The 18,770-nt window shown below is 60.6% G+C and carries 16 protein-coding genes; 8 read left to right on the top strand and 8 right to left on the bottom strand.

The features are described from left to right. Positions 1-102: 102 nt before the first annotated feature. Together DYL61_RS00640 and DYL61_RS00635 are read left to right on the top strand one after the other, a co-directional pair. Entirely contained in the window at positions 103-624 is a 522-nt protein-coding gene (locus DYL61_RS00640) for a DUF6586 family protein (protein ID WP_105696721.1), read from the top strand. A gap of 130 nt (positions 625-754) precedes the next feature. Next, positions 755-988 (top strand): hypothetical protein, encoded by a 234-nt coding sequence (locus DYL61_RS00635; RefSeq protein ID WP_017254451.1) that lies wholly within the window; start codon positions 755-757, stop codon positions 986-988. A 154-nt stretch (positions 989-1,142) separates the two neighbouring features. On the opposite strand, the gene sulA is transcribed toward DYL61_RS00635, so the two are convergent. Together sulA and lexA are read right to left on the bottom strand one after the other, a co-directional pair. Next, positions 1,143-1,616, bottom strand: coding sequence for an SOS-induced cell division inhibitor SulA (sulA, locus tag DYL61_RS00630; RefSeq protein WP_058425063.1), 474 nt, complete (start codon positions 1,614-1,616; stop codon positions 1,143-1,145). Between the two features lie 10 nt (positions 1,617-1,626). Continuing rightward, positions 1,627-2,235 (bottom strand): transcriptional repressor LexA, encoded by a 609-nt coding sequence (gene lexA / locus DYL61_RS00625; RefSeq protein WP_003172575.1) that lies wholly within the window; start codon positions 2,233-2,235, stop codon positions 1,627-1,629. Between the two features lie 263 nt (positions 2,236-2,498). On the opposite strand from lexA, the gene DYL61_RS00620 reads away from it, so the two are divergent. Together DYL61_RS00620 and nagZ are read left to right on the top strand one after the other, a co-directional pair. Continuing rightward, entirely contained in the window at positions 2,499-3,206 is a 708-nt protein-coding gene (locus DYL61_RS00620; RefSeq protein WP_135306775.1) for a TetR/AcrR family transcriptional regulator, read from the top strand. A gap of 135 nt (positions 3,207-3,341) precedes the next feature. Then, on the top strand, positions 3,342-4,352 hold the full coding sequence (nagZ, locus tag DYL61_RS00615) for a beta-N-acetylhexosaminidase (RefSeq protein WP_135306774.1): 1,011 nt from the start codon (positions 3,342-3,344) through the stop codon (positions 4,350-4,352). Between the two features lie 94 nt (positions 4,353-4,446). Here nagZ and DYL61_RS00610 read toward each other — a convergent pair whose 3' ends face one another. From DYL61_RS00610 to mfd, 3 genes are read right to left on the bottom strand one after another with little or no spacing between them, the layout of a single operon-like run. Continuing rightward, the gene (locus tag DYL61_RS00610) at positions 4,447-7,137 is read right to left on the bottom strand and encodes a DEAD/DEAH box helicase (protein ID WP_135306773.1); all 2,691 of its coding nucleotides are present in this window, start codon (positions 7,135-7,137) and stop codon (positions 4,447-4,449) included. Positions 7,138-7,146: 9 nt separating this feature from the next. Further along, the gene (locus DYL61_RS00605) at positions 7,147-7,713 is read right to left on the bottom strand and encodes a CsiV family protein (RefSeq protein ID WP_105696850.1); all 567 of its coding nucleotides are present in this window, start codon (positions 7,711-7,713) and stop codon (positions 7,147-7,149) included. Positions 7,714-7,724: 11 nt separating this feature from the next. Continuing rightward, positions 7,725-11,174 (bottom strand): transcription-repair coupling factor, encoded by a 3,450-nt coding sequence (gene mfd / locus DYL61_RS00600; protein WP_135306772.1) that lies wholly within the window; start codon positions 11,172-11,174, stop codon positions 7,725-7,727. 340 nt (positions 11,175-11,514) lie between these two features. On the opposite strand from mfd, the gene DYL61_RS00595 reads away from it, so the two are divergent. Beyond that, positions 11,515-12,978 (top strand): glyceraldehyde-3-phosphate dehydrogenase, encoded by a 1,464-nt coding sequence (locus DYL61_RS00595; protein WP_105696716.1) that lies wholly within the window; start codon positions 11,515-11,517, stop codon positions 12,976-12,978. A 191-nt stretch (positions 12,979-13,169) separates the two neighbouring features. Here DYL61_RS00595 and DYL61_RS00590 read toward each other — a convergent pair whose 3' ends face one another. Continuing rightward, positions 13,170-13,691, bottom strand: coding sequence for a chalcone isomerase family protein (locus tag DYL61_RS00590; RefSeq protein WP_135306771.1), 522 nt, complete (start codon positions 13,689-13,691; stop codon positions 13,170-13,172). A 234-nt stretch (positions 13,692-13,925) separates the two neighbouring features. On the opposite strand from DYL61_RS00590, the gene sthA reads away from it, so the two are divergent. Then, positions 13,926-15,320, top strand: a complete 1,395-nt coding sequence (gene sthA / locus DYL61_RS00585) for a Si-specific NAD(P)(+) transhydrogenase (protein ID WP_135306770.1) — start codon at positions 13,926-13,928, stop codon at positions 15,318-15,320. A 42-nt stretch (positions 15,321-15,362) separates the two neighbouring features. Here the strand turns inward: sthA and DYL61_RS00580 are convergent, their stop codons facing one another. Both DYL61_RS00580 and DYL61_RS00575 read right to left on the bottom strand, forming a co-directional pair. Then, positions 15,363-16,085 (bottom strand): glycerophosphodiester phosphodiesterase, encoded by a 723-nt coding sequence (locus tag DYL61_RS00580; protein ID WP_105696713.1) that lies wholly within the window; start codon positions 16,083-16,085, stop codon positions 15,363-15,365. A 47-nt stretch (positions 16,086-16,132) separates the two neighbouring features. Next, the gene (locus DYL61_RS00575; RefSeq protein ID WP_135306769.1) at positions 16,133-16,717 is read right to left on the bottom strand and encodes a PilZ domain-containing protein; all 585 of its coding nucleotides are present in this window, start codon (positions 16,715-16,717) and stop codon (positions 16,133-16,135) included. Positions 16,718-16,811: 94 nt separating this feature from the next. Between DYL61_RS00575 and DYL61_RS00570 the strand changes: the two genes are divergently transcribed. After that, entirely contained in the window at positions 16,812-18,062 is a 1,251-nt protein-coding gene (locus tag DYL61_RS00570) for a lipoprotein-releasing ABC transporter permease subunit (protein WP_105696711.1), read from the top strand. A 7-nt stretch (positions 18,063-18,069) separates the two neighbouring features. Continuing rightward, a complete protein-coding gene (lolD, locus tag DYL61_RS00565; protein WP_003218941.1) occupies positions 18,070-18,753 on the top strand; it encodes a lipoprotein-releasing ABC transporter ATP-binding protein LolD in 684 nt (227 codons plus the stop codon). The last annotated feature ends 17 nt before the right edge of the window (positions 18,754-18,770 follow it).

Raw genomic sequence — 18,770 nt, 5'->3', positions numbered from 1 at the left:
GCCCCAGCTTTTGGGGGCGCTGCGCACCCCAGCGGGAGCAAGCTCCCTCGCCACAATTAAGTAAGCCAGCATCACGCCCTTTTCGTTGTGGAGACTGCCGTTATGGCCAACGAACTCTATACCCGTACCAATCAGAAAATTTACTTCGCGGGTTTGTCTCTGGAAGCCCTTGGTCGCGCCGAGGAAGGGAAGGAGATGAACGCCATCGCGCTGGTCCAGGCGGGGCGTGAAGCGGCGTTGTTCCACCTCTACGGTGCTTTGCTGGGCCTGTGCCATGAAATCGCCGGGTTCTACCGCTTGCCTCAGGCCGGTGCGCCGCGTGCAGAAGCGATCATGACCCGTGAAGTGCTGGAGACCATGGCCATTCCTGAGCTGGCTGAGTTGGTGGAAATGGCCCAGAGCCCGGATAGCTGGGTGGCGCGTTTGCTCAAGGCTCATGCTGATATGTTCCAGCCGCCTCGTATTCCCCATGTGCCCAAGGGCGACGTCACTCAACCATTGATCGTCGCTGTTGCGCTGGAAGAAGACGAACCCAAGCCGCTGAGCCGGGAAGAGCTGGAAAGCTGGCGTCAGGAGCTGAAAAAGCTGGCGCTGCGGTTTCGCGAAGGCTTGAACGAGTGCTGATGCATCCCCATTATTCAGATACACAGCAGAGTGCACCGTTCATCAAGCTGTAAAGAAACCTCTTCAGATCCTCAGCGATGCCGGGTGGATGACTGATATAATCCCGGCCTTTCGTGGAGAACTGATTTTTATGCCAACGTCCTTTCTTGAAATCGTAGAGTTGCCTGACGGCCGAATCGAGCTGCGTCGGGCTGAGGACGAGGGTTCTCTGGTTATTCTGGATTTTTCCGAAGACGCCAAAGCGTTCCTGCAAGGCCAGCACGTGGAAGTGGCAAAAGCCATGTTGAGCGTGGGTGTGCAGATGGCGGGTCGTTTGGCGGAAGGTGAGCCAGAGAAGGAAGATGGGCCGCGGGTGCTGCACTGAGTGACGGTGAGCTGTTGTAGTGAGCGGGCTTGCCCCGCGCTGGACTACGAAGCGGCCCCAAAACCTGGCACCGCGTAATGACTGATATACCGCATTAACCTTTCTAGGGCCGCTTCGCAGCCTAGCGCGGGGCAAGCCCGCTCACTACAAAAAACTATCCCAATCGAATATTCAAGCTCTGGGCATCGCCCGTACGCGCGGCGCTGATCAGTTGCTGCTTTGCGCTCGCATTCAGCGGATTCAACCAACTCACCACCGTATGGCTACGGCCCAGGCGCAGCGCTTCGCACGTCAACTGCTGGGCGCTCTGCGCGCCGCGCGGTTGCAGCAACAGGATACGCTCACGGTTGAGGCCGGCGTCCCGCAGCCAGGCCTGGGTCAGGCTGGCGGGCGGGGCGATCAGCGTCAGCCAGCGAGCATCCTGTTCCTCGCTGAGTTCGCGAAGGATCGGCGCCAGCAGGCTCAGGCAACTGCCAGCAGCACCGCGCAACGACAATTCACTGAACGCCTCCGGCTCGGCGCTCCAGGGCGCCTCGACCGTTTCCTTGAGGATGGGCGCAAGGGGTTGGGCCATAAAGGCCTCGAACAGCGACAGTTGTGTGTGTTGTGGGGTGTGCACGAGCTGCATGATGCCTCCTTTAGCGGCGAATGACGCCGACGCTCAAGCCTTCGATCACCAGGTCCTGATCTTTCAGGTTCACTTCAATCGGGGCGAACTCAGGGTTCTCGGCCAGGAGCCAGACCTTGCTGCCTTCGCGCTTGAAGCGTTTGACGGTGACCTCGTCGCCGATGCGGGCGACGACGATCTGGCCATTACGGGCTTCGCGGGTGGTGTGGACGGCCAGCAGGTCGCCATCGAAGATGCCCACGTCCTTCATGCTCATGCCATGTACCCGCAACAGGTAGTCGGCGCGAGGGTGGAAGAAGGTCGGGTTGATGTTGCAGGATTCTTCGACGTGCTGCTGTGCCAGGATCGGCGCACCGGCGGCAACGCGGCCGATGATGGGCAGTGTCGATTCGTCGGCCTTGGCTTCAAAGCCAGGGATACGAATGCCGCGTGAAGCACCGGGGGTCATCTCGATCGCGCCTTTGCGTGCGAGGGCCTTGAGGTGTTCTTCGGCGGCGTTGGGGGACTTGAACCCCAGTTCCAGCGCAATTTCCGCTCGGGTCGGCGGGTAGCCGTTGTCGTCGAGGCAGCGCTTGATAAAAGCCAGAATCTCAGCTTGGCGTGGCGTCAGTTTTAGCATGTTGATCGCTCTGTCTTTTTACACAGTGACTGGGATTATATACAGTGAACTGCGCTTGGCAATCATCCTTTTTGGCGACTCCGCTGGACGGTCATTCGTCATCTGTCCTACGAGGCAGAGATAGCGCTGCCTACAGACGTTGGCGGATGTGATTAAATAGCGCTGAAATACATGACTGCCCGGCCGGAATACGAACCCGCAGGCTTGACAAGACACACCCTGAAACGTATGTTTCAAACAAGTGTTTGTCAGGCGGAGTAGCCATGGCCCAGTCGGAAACCGTTGAACGCATTCTCGATGCTGCCGAGCAATTGTTCGCGGAAAAAGGATTTGCTGAAACTTCATTGCGGCTGATTACCAGCAAGGCCGGGGTGAACCTGGCGGCCGTGAACTACCATTTCGGCTCGAAAAAGGCCCTGATCCAGGCGGTGTTCTCGCGCTTCCTGGGGCCATTCTGCGCCAGCCTTGATCGCGAGCTGGAACGGCGCCAGGCCAAGGCCGACAATAAGCCTTCCCTTGAAGACCTGCTGGAAATGCTCGTGGAGCAGGCGCTGGTGGTGCAGCCGCGCAGTGGCAACGACCTGTCGATCTTCATGCGCTTGCTCGGCCTGGCATTCAGCCAGAGCCAGGGTCACCTGCGGCGCTACCTGGAAGACATGTACGGCAAGGTTTTCCGTCGTTATATGCTGCTGGTGAACGAGGCCGCTCCGCGTATTCCTCCTATTGAATTGTTCTGGCGTGTGCACTTTATGCTCGGCGCGGCGGCGTTCAGCATGTCCGGGATCAAGGCATTGCGCGCCATTGCCGAGACCGATTTCGGCGTCAACACCTCCATTGAGCAAGTCATGCGCCTGATGGTGCCATTCCTCGCTGCCGGCATGCGTGCCGAAACCGGGGTGACCGACCCTGCCATGGCTGCCGCCCAACTGCGCCCGCGCAGCAAAACCGCACCGCCCGCCGCCAAGGCGTGACCGTCCCGGGTGTGCGCGGCCGCTTGCATCCGCTAAGCTAGCCGCCATGCCGATTTCAGCTATTTATCCGCAACCCGTTGCCCTCACCGTGCCTGGTAAGGGCAACGGGTTGTGTGCGTTATTTAAGGAAGGTTTATGACTGCTGCCCTGCAAGGTTCATTGATGGTCGACGTTGCCGGTACCTGGCTGACGGCCGAGGATCGTCATCTGTTGCGCCAGCCTGAGGTGGGTGGCCTGATTATTTTTGCGCGCAATATCGAGCATCCGCGCCAAGTGCGGGAACTGAGCGCGGCGATTCGCGCAGTACGCCCGGACCTGCTGTTGGCGGTCGACCAGGAGGGCGGCCGGGTGCAGCGTCTACGCCAGGGCTTTGTGCGTCTGCCGGCCATGCGCGCATTGGCCGACAACCCCAACGCCGAATACCTGGCCGAGCAGTGCGGTTGGATCATGGCCACCGAAGTGCTGGCTGTGGGCCTTGATCTCAGCTTCGCCCCGGTGCTCGATCTGGATTATCAACGCAGCGCAGTCGTCGGCACCCGTTCCTTCGAAGGTGATCCTGAACGTGCCGCCGTGCTAGCGGGCGCATTCATTCGCGGCATGAACAGCGCCGGAATGGCCGCCACCGGTAAACACTTCCCAGGCCACGGCTGGGCCGAGGCCGACTCCCACGTCGCGATCCCCAATGACGAACGCAGCCTGGAGCAGATTCGCGCCAATGACCTGGTGCCTTTCGCACGTCTGAGCAAGCAGTTGGCGGCCGTGATGCCAGCTCACGTGATTTATCCGCAGGTCGATGCGCAGCCGGCTGGATTCTCCCGTTGCTGGCTGCAAGACATCTTGCGTGGCGAGTTGCAGTTCGACGGGGTGATTTTCAGCGATGACCTGTCCATGGCCGGTGCCCATGTGGTGGGCGATGCGGCCAGCCGTATCGAGGCTGCGCTGACGGCGGGTTGTGACATGGGGTTGGTGTGTAACGACCGTGCTGCTGCAGAGTTGGCGCTGAGCGCTGCCCAGAGGATGAAGGTAACGCCGTCTGCGCGGATTGCGCGGATGCGTGGGCAAGCCATTGCTTCGACGGACTATAAGCAGGACCCGCGTTGGTTGGCGGCGCTGACAGCGTTGCGTGATGCTCAATTGATCGACTGAAAACCGCGTTGTGGCCATCGCAGGCAAGCCAGCTCCCACACTTGGAATGCATTCCCCTGTGGGAGCTGGCTTGCCTGCGATAGCAATCGGACAGTCAGCGCTTCTCTTGTTTGTGCGGTAAAGGCGCAAACAACGCCTCGATATCCTCATTACCCAACTGCCAATCCCCAGTCGTGCGCCCATCCAGAACACCCGCGGCCAGATCGGACTTTTCCTTCTGCAAGTGCTGGATTTTCTCCTCCACCGTACCCCGCGCAATCATCTTGTAAACGAATACCGGCTTCTCCTGGCCGATGCGATACGCGCGGTCGGTGGCCTGATTCTCCGTGGCCGGGTTCCACCACGGGTCGTAGTGAATCACGGTGTCGGCTTCGGTCAGGTTCAAGCCCACACCGCCGGCCTTCAAGCTGATCAGGAAGATCTGTAGCTTGCCGCTCTGGAAATCCTTCACCGGCGTTCGCCGGTCCCGGGTCTGGCCCGTTAGCAGGGCGTAGGAAATCCCGCGTTTTTTCAGCTCGACTTCGATCAGGCTGAGCATCGAAGTGAACTGGGAAAACAGCAAAATCCGCCGTCCTTCCGCAAACAGTTCTTCAAGCATTTCCATCAGGCTGTCGAGCTTGCCCGAGCTACTGCCTCGGGTAGGCAGGGTGGCATCGTTGACCAGGCGCAAGTCACAGCACACCTGGCGCAGCTTCAACAGCGCTTCAAGAATGATGATCTGGCTGCGCGCCACGCCCTTGCGGGTGATCTCGTCGCGGACCTTCTTGTCCATCGCCAGGCGCATGGTTTCGTATACGTCGCGCTGGGCTTCGTTGAGGTCGACCCAGTGGATGATCTCGGTCTTGGGCGGCAGCTCCGTGGCCACCTGCTCTTTGGTGCGGCGCAGCAGGAAGGGTTTGATTCGACCGTTGAGGTGCTGCAATCGTACATCGCTGCCGCGCTTTTCGATGGGCACGCGGTAATCGCGGTTGAAGCTTTTGACGTCCCCCAGCCAACCCGGCAGCAGGAAGTGGAACAGTGACCACAGCTCGCCCAGGTGATTTTCCAGCGGCGTGCCACTCAGGCACAGGCGTTGCCGGGCATTCAGCTCGCGCGCGGCTTGAGCGGCCTTGCTGGATGGGTTCTTGATGTATTGGGCCTCATCGAGGATCAGTACGTGCAAGGGCAGGGCGGCCAGTTGTTCGATGTCCTTGGGCAGTAAGGCGTAGGTGGTCAGCAGCAGGTCATAGTCCTGCAGGTTCGCGAAATGTTTCTTGCGCCCCGCGCCATAGAGCGCCATTACCTTGAGCTGCGGCGTGAAGTGCGCCGCCTCATCCAGCCAATTGGGGATCAGGCTGGTGGGCATCACCACCATGCAGGGGCGATCCAGGCGCCCGGCGGCTTTCTCGGTCAGAATATGCGCCAGGGTTTGCAGGGTTTTACCCAGGCCCATGTCATCCGCAAGAATCCCGCCAACGTCGAGCTGGCGCAGCGACTGCATCCAGCTCAAGCCTTCCAACTGATACGGGCGCAAGGTCGCGTTCAACCCCTCGGGTGCCACGCAGCTGAAATCCTTGATATCCCGCAGGCGTTGGGCGAAGTTGCGGATCTTTTCGCCGCCCTCCCATTGCAGAGGCAGGTCTTCCAGCGGGTTCAAGCGAATCGCATCGGCCTTGGCCAGGCGTAACGTGGTGGTGCCGGATTCTTGTAGGTAAAACTCGCCGAGGGTCGCCAGTACGGGTTTCAGTCGGCCGTAGGGCAATGCCACTTGCAGCGGGCCATGACCGTTGGGCAGGCCTGGGATATTCACCAGGATCAGCTCATCATCGCGGCGCCGTGCAAGCTTCTCCGGGTTGAGGATCTCGGTGTGGGAGCGCATCAAGTTCAACAGGATCGGCAACAGGCTCAGCCGCTCGCCGTTGACGATGATGCCCAGCTCCAAGTCAAACCAATCACGCTCCGGGCCATCGTCGACCGTGGCGTACCAGTCATCGACGGCGCTGAGGTCGAAGCCGAAATCTTCATCGATTTGCAGCTCCCAACCTTCGGTGCGCAGGGTGGGTGAAACGTTGAGGGTGAAGTTTAGCCAGGCGCTGTCATTGACCATCTCGAACAGCTCGCCGGCGCTCTCCGGCAAGGCCTTGCTTTGGCGCGTGGCGATCTTGAAACCCAGCAGGCGCAACTGTTCGCGATACGGCTGCTCAAGCTCCGGATGCCGCTTGATCCGCAGGCTCTGGGTTTCCTGGCGCACCACGATATCGGCGTTCTTCTGCCCGCTGACGTAGTTACCCAAATAGTTGAACGACAGCGCCGCGCGGTGCTGGATATAGCGCTGCATCTTGCCGTTGCGCGGCTCAAACGCGCTGAACTCCACACTGGCCAGCCACAGGCGCGGTATCGGTTTGACATCCTCCATCACCACTTGCGGCAGCACCACGCGGTTATCCAGCACGGCCTGGAGTTTTTCCAGCAGTTCGGCATCTTGAGCCGCGGCCGGGTAGGCCAGGGTTTCCTGGACCTTGAGCAGCACGGCTGCGATATGTTTGCAGTTGGTGTGCACCGGGCAGGTACAGCGGCTGTCCACCAGGATCAGCGTGCCTTTGGCCGATTCGCGCAGTGAGATGGTCTGGCGATAAACATTGCCGCCTGAGCCTTCGCAACTGGCGACGATGGTGCTGTCACCGGATTCGACAATGCGCACCCGGTTCTCCAGGGCATAACGCCGGCCGCGCTCAAGGCTTTGCTCTTTAAAGCGATTGGCCCACGAAGGGGCCAGGGGTTTGGTCAACTGCGACGTCAGGGACATGGTGCGGGATCAGTCCTGAATGTCGGGCGGTGGTGCGCTGGGTGGTTTGGCGGTCAGCGAAGTGATCTTGATCAGCAGCGCCAAATGGCCACCGTCCAGGTAGTTGAGTTGGTTGTTCTTGGTGCGCACGTCTTTTTGGCTCAGGTGCTCGCTGGCGATTACGCTGCCGTTGCTGTCGAACTGGTTGATCCAGAAGTCTGCGTCAATGTCAGTGAAGCGCCCCAGTTGCAGGTTCAGCACGCCTTCGATGGGAAACTGGCCGAACTGCTCCTGGCCGTCGGTGATCGCGATCTTCACCGCCTGCTCGCCGAGGTTTTGCTCCCATGCCTTGTGCGCCAACACGGTGTAGCTGTTGTCGGCGCTGAGTTTGTCGACGATGTTGTTCAGGCGCGGCGGGCTCAATGTATCGCCCAGGCGCACGGCGCCAGCATCCCAGTTTTCCGGCGCAGCGCGGCTGTTGATCACCGGCTCGGCGTTCTGGCGCACCAGGATCATTTCCACCTGGTACGGGCTGTCGGCGAACGCCGCAGGGGCCACGACCACCAACAACAGGCTCAACATGCGGAACAGGCGCATTGTGGCGTCCTTCATACAGGTTTCGGGATCAGGCGCTCGAACAACGCCTCCAGGGTATTAAAGCGTTCTTCGGCACGTTCCATCGGCACCATGAACTTGAACAGCGTAGCCCCTTCGAACTTGTAGCGGTTGGGCTGGCCCTGGATCAGCTTGATCAACACCAGCGGGTCCACCGGCGTCTGCGCTTCAAACTCGATGCGTCCGCCTTGCGGCCCGGCATCGACTTTCTTTATTCCAAGCTGCTCGGCCTGCAATTTGAGCAGGGTCAGGCGTACCAGGTTCTTGGTCGGTTCCGGCAACAGGCCGAAGCGGTCGATCATCTCCACCTGCAAGTCCTTGAGACCTTCTTCGTCGGTGGCCGAGGCAATGCGCTTGTACAGGATCAGCCGCGCATGCACGTCGGGCAGGTAATCCTCGGGGATCAGCGCCGGCAAGCGCAGGTTGATCTCCGGGCCGCCGCCCAGCGGTTGATCGAGGTTCGGTTGCTCGCCCTTGCGGATGGCCTTCACCGCACGTTCGAGCATCTCCATGTACAGGGTGAAACCCACCGCCTGGATCTGCCCGCTCTGGCCGTCCCCCAGCAGTTCGCCGGCGCCACGGATTTCCAGGTCGTTGGTGGCCAGTACAAAACCGGCGCCCAGGTCCTGGGTATTGGCGATGGCTTCCAGGCGCTTTTCTGCGTCGGAGGTGATCTGTTGGCGGGGCGGTGTCAGCAAGTAGGCATACGCCTGGTGATGACTACGCCCAACCCGGCCGCGTAATTGGTGCAACTGCGCCAGACCGAACTTGTCGGCGCGTTCGATGATGATGGTGTTGGCGCTCGGCACGTCGATGCCGGTCTCGATGATGGTCGAGGCGATCAGCACGTTGAAGCGCTTGTGGTAGAAGTCGCTCATCACTTGTTCGAGTTCGCGTTCGCGCATTTGGCCGTGGCCGATGGCGATACGCGCCTCCGGCACCAGCTCGGCGAGGTCGGCGGCGCATTTCTCGATGGTCTTCACATCGTTGTGCAAGTAGTACACCTGCCCGCCGCGTAGCAGTTCGCGCAGCAACGCTTCCTTGACCGTGCTTTTGTTCTGCTCCATCACGAAGGTACGCACTGACAGGCGGCGCGCCGGTGGCGTGGCGATGATCGACAGGTCACGCATGCCCGACACCGCCATGTTCAGCGTGCGCGGAATCGGCGTGGCGGTCAGCGTCAGAATGTCGACTTCGCTGCGCAGGGCCTTGAGCTGTTCTTTCTGGCGCACCCCAAAGCGGTGTTCTTCGTCGATGATCACCAGGCCCAGGTTTTTGATCTTCACATCGTCCGACAGCAGCTTGTGGGTGCCGATCACGATGTCGATCTTGCCTTCGGCCAAATCGGCGACCGCGGCATTCACTTCCTTGGCCGACTTGAAGCGGCTCATCACTTCGACGGTCACCGGCCAGTCGGCAAAGCGGTCGCGGAAGCTGTTGTAGTGCTGCTGGGCGAGCAGGGTGGTGGGCACCAGGATGGCCACCTGGCGGCCACCGTGTACCGCAATGAAGGCGGCGCGCATGGCCACTTCGGTCTTGCCGAAGCCCACGTCGCCGCAGACCAGGCGGTCCATCGGCTTGGGCGCGAGCATGTCGGCGCGCACCGCTTCGATGGTGGTTTGCTGGTCCGGGGTTTCTTCGAAGGGGAAGCCGGCGCTGAAGGTGGCGTAGTCGGCTTTCGGGTCGGCGAACGCGTAGCCTTCGCGCGCGGCGCGGCGGGCATAAATGTCGAGCAATTCGGCTGCCACGTCGCGCACTTGTTCGGCGGCTTTGCGCTTGGCTTTCTGCCAGGTCTCGGAGCCCAAGCGGTGCAACGGCGCCAGCGCATCGTCGCTGCCGGTGTAGCGCGCGATCAAGTGCAGGTTGGCCACCGGCACGTACAGCTTGGCGCCCTCGGCGTATTCCATGGTGAGGAATTCGGCGGCCTGGTTGTCGATCTCCAGGGTTTGCAGGCCCAGGTAACGGCCCACACCGTGGTCGATATGCACCACCGGCGCGCCTTCGCGCAGCTCGGTGAGGTTCTTGATCACTGCGTCGTTGTTGGCGTCGGCACGTTTTTCACGGCGACGGCGCTGCATCACGCGCTGGCCGAACAACGGGCTCTCGGCGATCAGCGCCAGGGCGGGGTCTTCCAGCAGCAAGCCTTCGTCCAGCGGCGCGATGGTGATCGCCAGGCGGTCTTTGCTTTTTACAAAGTCCGGCCAGCTGTCGACGGTTTTCGGCCGCAGCTTCAGGCGTTCGAGCAACTCCAGCAGCACTTCGCGGCGCCCGGCGGATTCGGCGGTAAACAGCACGCGGCCAGGGAAGTCGCCGAGGAAGTTGGACAGCGCTTCCAGCGGCTGGTTGGCCTTGGCTTCAATCGCCAGGTTGGGCAGCGCCTGCGCCGGGAAGCGCTCGCGGCCACTGCCGGCGTCCACGTCCTGTTGGCTGGCGACCACGCGCGGCCAACTTTTCAGGCGGGCGAAGCAATCTTCTACCGGCAGGAACAGCTCGGCAGGCGGCAATAAAGGACGGGACGGATCAACGCGGCGTTCTTCATACCGATTACGCACATCGTTCCAGAAGTTTTCCGCCGCTTGCTCGATGCCTGGCAGCGAGAACACCTGGGTGTCCTGGGGCAAGTAATCGAACAGGGTGGACGTCTCGTCGAAGAACAGCGGCAGGTAGTACTCGATACCGGCCGGTGTAATCCCGCTGCTCAAGTCCTGGAAGATCGGGCAGCGGCGGAAGTCGACATCGAAGCGCTCACGGAAGCGTGCCTTGAAGCGGGTGACCGCATCCTTTTGCAGCGGGAATTCCCGCGCGGGCAGCAGCTTGACTGAGTCCACCTTGTCGATGGAACGCTGGTTTTCCGGATCGAAGGTACGCAGGGTCTCGATTTCGTCATCGAACAGATCGATGCGGTAGGGCAGTTTGCTGCCCATCGGGAACAGGTCGATCAGCGCGCCACGCACCGCGAATTCACCGTGCTCGTACACCGTGTCGACGCAGCGGTAACCGCTGGCTTCCAGACGCGTGCGCATCTGTTCCACATCGAGTTTCTGGCCGATATCCAGCACCAGGCTACTGCCCAGCAGGAACTTGGTCGGTGCCAGGCGATGCAGGGCCGTGGTGATCGGCACCACCAGCACGCCGTGGGCCAGTTCCGGCAAACGGTACAGGCTGGCGATGCGCTGGGAGATGATGTCCTGGTGCGGCGAGAACAGGTCGTAGGGCAAGGTTTCCCAGTCGGGGAAATGCAGCACCGGCAAATCGGGGGCGAAGAAGCTCAGCTCCTGCTCCAGCCGTTCAGCGCTTTGGCTGTCGGCGGTCAGCAGCAGGGTAAAGCGTTTGGCTGCGCTGGCAGCCTCGGCAATGGCCAGGCTCAGGGCGGCACCGGGCAGGTTGCCCCAGTGCTGTTTGCCTGCCGCAGCAGGGAGAAGCGGTAGACGCAGGACGGGCACGGAAGGTTGAGCTCCAAGCGTTGCGACAAAGTCGGTAATTGTAACGGTCCTAGGCGCCGTCTGTCAGTTGCTGACTGTGCCTAATGCGGTTTGTAGGAAATGTAGTGGCTAAGACAAACAATGGCGGGTTTTGACTCAATATGTAGTGCCAAAATGTGCGCGTTTTTCGGAGGGTTACGGATAAGTCGCCCTGAGCGCTGCATTGATGGCCTTCTGGAACCCGCGTATTTACTGGGCTGTAGCGGGGTGTCAATTTTTGGCAAGGACTTTTTGTTGCCTGCGGCGCATTGCTCCGAGGGCAGTCGGGCGGCATAATGTAGCCCCTTTTTTCTGCCCCTACATGTGGAAGGTTCCCGTGACTCAGAAGCCCGACCAGTGTCTTGGTGAATGGATCGACCGTGAAGCACTCGCAGAAGCGATGATTCCGCTTATCGGCCAGCTGTACCGCAATAACAATGTGGTGAGCTCGATCTATGGCCGCAGCCTGATCAACCAGTCTGTCATCGCGATTCTCAAGGCTCACCGCTTTGCGCGCCATCGCTCCGCCGACGACAGCGAACTCTCCGTCCACGAAACATTCCCACTGCTTAAAGCCATGAGCGAGCTCAAGCTCGGCGCGGCTTCGGTAGACCTGGGCAAGCTGGCCTACAAATTCCGCAACGAAGGCAACGGCCGCAGCGCCGAGCAATTCGTACGCGAAGAAATGGCTGACGTGGTTGGCCAGCAAAACGCCGCTGCCCGCAAAGGCACCGACGTTGTGCTGTACGGCTTCGGTCGTATCGGCCGCCTGCTGGCGCGCATCCTCATCGAAAAAACCGGTGGCGGCGACGGCCTGCGCCTGCGTGCCATCGTGGTGCGCAAAGGCGCCGAGAACGATCTGACCAAGCGCGCAAGCCTCCTGCGTCGCGACTCGGTACACGGTCCGTTCAACGGCACCATCGTCATCGACGAAGAAAACAACACCATCACCGCCAACGGTAACCTGATCCAGGTGATCTACGCGAAGAACCCGACTGAGGTGGACTACACCCAGTACGGCATCCAGGACGCCCTGCTGGTGGACAACACCGGCGTATGGCGTGATGCCGACGGCCTGGGCCAGCACCTGGCCTGCCCGGGTGTCGACCGCGTTGTCCTGACCGCACCGGGCAAGGGCAAGCTGAAGAACATCGTTCACGGTATCAACCATGGCGAAATCACCGCTGACGACAAGATCGTGTCCGCGGCTTCCTGCACCACCAACGCCATCGTGCCGGTGCTGAAGGCTGTAAATGACAAGTTCGGTATCGTTAACGGTCACGTTGAAACCGTTCACTCGTACACCAACGACCAGAACCTGATCGACAACTTCCACAAAGGCGATCGCCGTGGCCGTAGCGCCGCGTTGAACATGGTGATCACCGAGACCGGTGCTGCCACCGCTGCTGCCAAGGCGTTGCCTGAGCTGGCCGGCAAGCTGACCGGTAACGCGATCCGCGTTCCGACGCCAAACGTGTCGATGGCCATTCTCAATCTGAACCTTGAGAAAGCCGCTACCCGTGAAGAGATGAACGAGTACCTGCGCTTCATGGCGCTGCACTCCGACCTGCATAAGCAGATCGACTTCGTTAATTCCCAGGAAGTGGTGTCCACCGACTTCGTGGGCTCGCGCCACGCCGGCGTGGTGGATGCTGAAGCGACCATCACCCAGGACAACCGCGTTGTGCTGTACGTGTGGTACGACAACGAGTTCGGCTACAGCTGCCAGGTGGTTCGCGTGATGGAAGACATGGCTGGGGTTAACCCGCCTGCGTTTCCGCGCTAAGCGTCAGCAGTAAATGAAAAAGCCCCGACTGGTTCGGGGTTTTTTTATGGCTGTGAATTCTGTACTGCCTGTCAGGGCCTCATCGGGGGCAAGCCCCCTCCCACATTTGAATGTATTCACATATCCAGGCTTGTGAACACAGTCAGTGTGGGAGGGGGCTTGCCCCCGATGGGGCCAGAGCTGACACCCCGCTAATCCAGCAACCCCTCCGACAACCCCTCAGGCGCCAGCCAAATCCCCAGATAAGCCTTCGCCAATTCATCATCCGGGCTACTGAACGCCACTTCCCCATTGATCTCCAGATTTAACCCACGCCCAGGGCGAAAATCCAGCGCATACCGATCACCCTTTTGAATATCGCGAAAGCGCGCATGCAACCGGTCTACCTCAGGCTTCAACCGGGCGCTGACTTGCTGGCGCTTCAATGTGGTATTGGCGGCCTTGATCACATCGCTGCGGTCGATATCGCGAAAGTAATACAGCTCAAGGCGCAGTGCCTTTTGTTGCTCCCAGGCGAGCTTGGCGGGCGTTTCAGTGGGGGCATACAGCGCTGCCGCGTAGACATCTGCCCAGAGATAGGTCAGCACCACCTGGTTCTTCAGGGCTAATCCATGGGATTGAGCAGGAAAACCAGCCTGTCGGAGCCGGTCGGCCTCGTTGGCCTGAGCCGTGATCGACAACATCAACAATAAACAGAAAGCGACATGCCGCATAATGGCCCGTCCTGCAAAGGTGCTTGCTGGCAGTGTAATTCCAATTTCCTTACGCTGTAGTAACGGCAAGACTGGCCTACGACGCGACCAAGGGTTAATGTGCGCGGCGTTGAGCCTTATATAGACTGTGCCCCGGTTCACACACTTGAGCCAAAATGTCCTTCATGACCGCTGGCCGCGGCATGATTTAGCCCGGCGTCCAACCGTACGCCTGGCCTGTTCTGAGGAGTACGCATGGCTGTCTACAACTACGACGTGGTGGTACTGGGTTCCGGCCCAGCTGGAGAAGGTGCGGCGATGAACGCCGCAAAGGCAGGACGCAAGGTGGCGATGGTCGATAGCCGTCGCCAGGTCGGCGGTAACTGCACCCACCTGGGTACCATCCCGTCCAAGGCCCTGCGTCACTCGGTGCGCCAGATCATGCAGTTCAACACCAACCCGATGTTCCGGGCCATTGGTGAGCCGCGCTGGTTCTCGTTTCCGGATGTGCTGAAAAGCGCCGAGAAAGTCATTTCCAAGCAAGTCGCCTCACGCACCGGTTACTACGCGCGTAACCGTGTGGATTTGTTCTTCGGCACCGGCAGCTTCGCCGATGAGCAAACCATCGAAGTGGTCTGCCCCAACGGTGTGGTCGAGAAGCTGGTGGCCAAGCACATCATCATCGCCACCGGTTCGCGCCCTTATCGCCCGGCCGATATCGATTTCCACCACCCGCGTATCTACGATAGCGACACTATCCTGAGCCTGGGCCACACCCCGCGCAAACTGATCATCTACGGCGCCGGCGTGATCGGCTGTGAATACGCCTCGATCTTCAGCGGCCTGGGTGTACTGGTAGAGCTGGTAGACAACCGCGACCAGTTGCTGAGCTTCCTCGACTCGGAAATTTCCCAGGCGTTGAGCTACCACTTCAGCAACAACAACATCACCGTGCGCCATAACGAAGAGTACGAGCGGGTCGAAGGCCTGGACAACGGGGTGATCCTGCACCTCAAGTCCGGCAAGAAGATCAAGGCCGACGCCTTGCTGTGGTGCAACGGCCGTACCGGCAACACCGACAAGCTGGGCATGGAAAACATCGGCGTGAAGGTCAACAGCCGTGGTCAGATCGAGGTGGACGAGAACTACCGCACCTGCGTGGCGACCATCTACGGCGCCGGCGACGTGATCGGCTGGCCAAGCCTGGCCAGTGCGGCGCATGACCAGGGCCGCTCGGCCGCTGGCAGCATCGTCGACAATGGCAGCTGGCGTTATGTAAACGACGTGCCGACCGGGATCTACACCATTCCCGAGATCAGCTCCATCGGCAAGAACGAGAGCGAACTGACCAAGGCCAAGGTGCCTTACGAAGTGGGCAAGGCGTTCTTCAAGAGCATGGCGCGTGCGCAGATCGCCGGTGAGCCCCAAGGCATGCTGAAGATCCTGTTCCACCGCGAGACCCTGGAAGTCCTCGGCGTGCATTGCTTCGGCTACCAGGCTTCGGAGATCGTGCACATCGGCCAGGCCATCATGAACCAGCCGGGTGAGCTGAATACTCTCAAGTATTTCGTCAACACCACGTTCAACTACCCGACCATGGCCGAAGCCTATCGGGTAGCGGCCTACGACGGCCTCAACCGGCTTTTTTGAGCGGCTCCGGCCGGTGGCCTGAGCCGGCCGGGGAGACCGATTTCAGTAATTCCCGAGGGTGGCAGTGGCCAAACCGGGAAAGTCTGTAATCAGGCTATCTACGCCGAAGTCGGCGAGCCTGCGCATCAGCGCAGGTTCGTTGACTGTCCACACGGACACGTGCAGGCCCTGGCGCTGGGCTTTTTCCAGACGCTCAGGGGTGCACAACGTCCAGTTCAACGCCAGGATCTCACAGCCGTAGTTCTGCGCCACCTTCAGTGGGTCGAGCCAGGCGTATTCGGCCACCAACCCGCGTGACAGGTCGGGGGTGAGTTCAACAGCGGCTTTCAAGACTTCTCGTGAACTTGAGGTGACGGTGACTTTGTCCATCAGGCCAAAGCGCACGGCCATCTCACGAATTGCCAGTACGGTGGTTGCCGCACGCGTGCGCGAAGCGCTTTTGACTTCCAGTTGCCAGTGATCGAAGTCGCATTTTTCGAACAGCTCTTCCAGGCGCGGGATCGGGCACGGCGTGACCCAACCCGGGCCGCCTTTGCGCGCGTCCATCTTGACTAGGTCTGCCGCTGAATACTCGACGACCTTGCCGCGCCGGTCGGCGGTGCGCTTGAGGGTTGGGTCGTGGATGACCATCAGTTCGCCGTCCATCGACAGGTGCAAATCCAGTTCGCAGCGGCGTACGCCATGCTTGAGGCATTCCTGAAAGCTGGTCAGGGTGTTTTCCGGTGCTTCGCCTTTGGCACCGCGGTGGCCGTAGATCAGGGTCACAGTTGCTCCTATGCGCCAGCTCATCTGGCGGGGTCAATACTACGTAGTCAGGTGTCTTGGGCGTCGCTTTGTTCCCGCGCCAGGCGGCGTTCCTGGGCTTGTTTCTGCAGGATGTAGCGCGCCAGCAGTTGGCGCTGGGCGTCGGTCATGGATTCGAATTCCGTACCGACGTCAAAACCATTGCCCTTGGGATCGCAATGGGTGACCCGTGCACGCAGCAGCAGACCGAGGGCCTGAGGCATCAGCACCAGCTTGACCGCCAGGTGCGCGCCGGCGGGCAAGGGGGTAGGGTGCTGGAAGTCGATACCACCTTCGGAGATGATCACCGGCTGGGGGGCACCCACCTCATCCAGCAGGCCGCGTGCCATGATCTGGCTGAGCAGGTCCAGGCGTTTATTCTGTACACGGAGGAAGGCCGCCAGGGTGCGATCCTTCTCACTGAGCTGACGCAGCAGGTGCTGGGCTTCGAATTCGCTCAGGTGCAACTCGCTGAGCAGATTGAACAGCGGCGAATCATCCAGCAACACTTCCTTGCTCGCCGCTTCGGGGGCCGACAGGCTTTTGATTTGGAGTGCGATCATGTCGTCGATACGGTAGTATTCGCGGCGTTCTTCTTCATCTAATGTCGACATGGCGAACCCCAAGTAGCGTTAATGGTCTGAGTGTAAAGCTGCTTACCAGACCCCGCCACCGGGACGTCTTCTTTTCCTCCGAACAAGCCCCGACATGTTCAGACCTCTCTTCGTATTTATCGGCACGCGTTATACCCGTGCAAAGCGTCGCAATCATTTTGTGTCGTTTATTTCCCTCACCTCGATGATCGGGCTCGCCTTGGGCGTGGTCGTGATGATCGTGGTGCTGTCGGTGATGAACGGCTTCGATCATGAGATGCGCACCCGTGTGCTGGGCATGGTGCCCCACGCGACCATTGAAGGCGATGCGCCGATCAGTGACTGGCAAGCCTTGGCCGACAAGGTCACGCAGAACCCCAAGGTGGTGGCCGTCGCGCCGTTTACCCAGATGCAGGGGCTGCTGACCAACGACGGCAAGGTGCAGAAGATCCTGCTCAATGCCATCGACCCGGCGCAGGAACGCAAGGTTTCGATCATCGACAAGTTCATGCTCTCGGGCAAACTCGATGATCTGGCGCCTGGCGAGTTCGGCATCGTGATCGGCGACAAGGCCGCCGCCAAGCTCGGCGTGAACCTGGGCGACAAGCTGACCTTTGTCGCCCCGGAAGTCACCGTGACCCCGGCCGGCATGTTCCCGCGTATGAAGCGCTTCACCGTGGTCGGCACCTTCCACGTCGGCGCTGGCGAGATCGATGGCTACCTGGGCCTGACCAACCTCACCGACCTGGCGCGCCTGCATCGCTGGCAGCCGGACCAGGTGCAGGGCCTGCGCCTCAAGTTCAATGACCTCTTCGATGCGCCGCGCGCCGCGTGGGAAATCGCCCAGCACCTGGGTGACAGCCAATACTACGCCCGCGACTGGACCCGTACCCACGGCAACCTGTACCAGGCCATCCGCATGGAAAAAGCCATGATCGGCCTGCTGTTGCTGCTGATCGTGGCGGTGGCTGCGTTCAACATCATCTCCACGCTGGTCATGGTGGTGAACGACAAAAAGGGCGATATCGCGATCTTGCGCACCCTTGGCGCCACGCCGGGGCAGATCATGGCGATCTTCATGGTGCAGGGCACCGTGATTGGCGTGGTCGGCACCTTGATCGGCACCGCCGTCGGCATCCTGGCCGCGCTGAATGTGAGCGCCGCCATCGCCGGTCTCGAAACCCTGATCGGCCACAAATTCCTCAACGCCGACGTCTACTTCATCGACTACTTGCCGTCCCAGGTGCAGGCCCAGGACGTGTTGATGGTGGGCGGCGCCGCGTTGGTCCTGAGTTTCCTTGCCACCCTGTATCCAGCCTGGCGCGCGGCACGTACCCAGCCAGCACAGGCCTTACGTTATGAGTGAATCGGGCATGAGTGAAAAAGCAATCTTGAGCTGCCGCAACCTGGGCAAATCCTATGAGGAAGGCCCGGAATCGGTGGTGGTGCTGTCCAACCTGCAACTTGAACTGCACCCTGGCGAGCGCGTGGCGATTGTCGGCAGTTCCGGTTCCGGCAAAAGTACCTTGCTGAACTTGCTGGGCGGCCTCGATACGCCGTCCCAGGGCAGTGTGTGGCTGGCGGGGGAAGAACTGTCGGCCCTCGGTGAAAAGGCCCGTGGCCAACTGCGCAACCGTTCCCTCGGTTTTGTGTACCAGTTTCACCATCTGTTGCCGGAATTCACCGCCCTGGAAAACGTGTGCATGCCGCTGCTGATCGGCAAGACCGCTATCCCCGAGGCGCGTCAGCGTGCCCAAGCCTTGTTGGAGCGTGTCGGCCTGGGCCATCGCCTGGAGCACAAACCGGCTGAACTGTCCGGCGGCGAGCGTCAACGTGTGGCCATCGCCCGTGCCCTGGTCAACAACCCGGGCCTGGTGATGCTCGACGAGCCTACCGGCAACCTCGACTCCCACACCGCCCAGGGCATCAAGGACTTGATGCTGGAACTGAGCACCCAGATGCGCACTGCGTTCCTGGTGGTGACCCATGACATGAGCATGGCCCGCCAGATGGACCGTGTGTTGCACCTGCAGGAAGGTCATTTGGTCGCCATCTGACCTGTTTCAAGCCCGGT

This window comes from Pseudomonas nabeulensis (genome assembly GCF_004682045.1).
GTDB lineage: Bacteria > Pseudomonadota > Gammaproteobacteria > Pseudomonadales > Pseudomonadaceae > Aquipseudomonas > Aquipseudomonas nabeulensis.
This window is presented reverse-complemented; position numbering and strand designations above follow the sequence as displayed.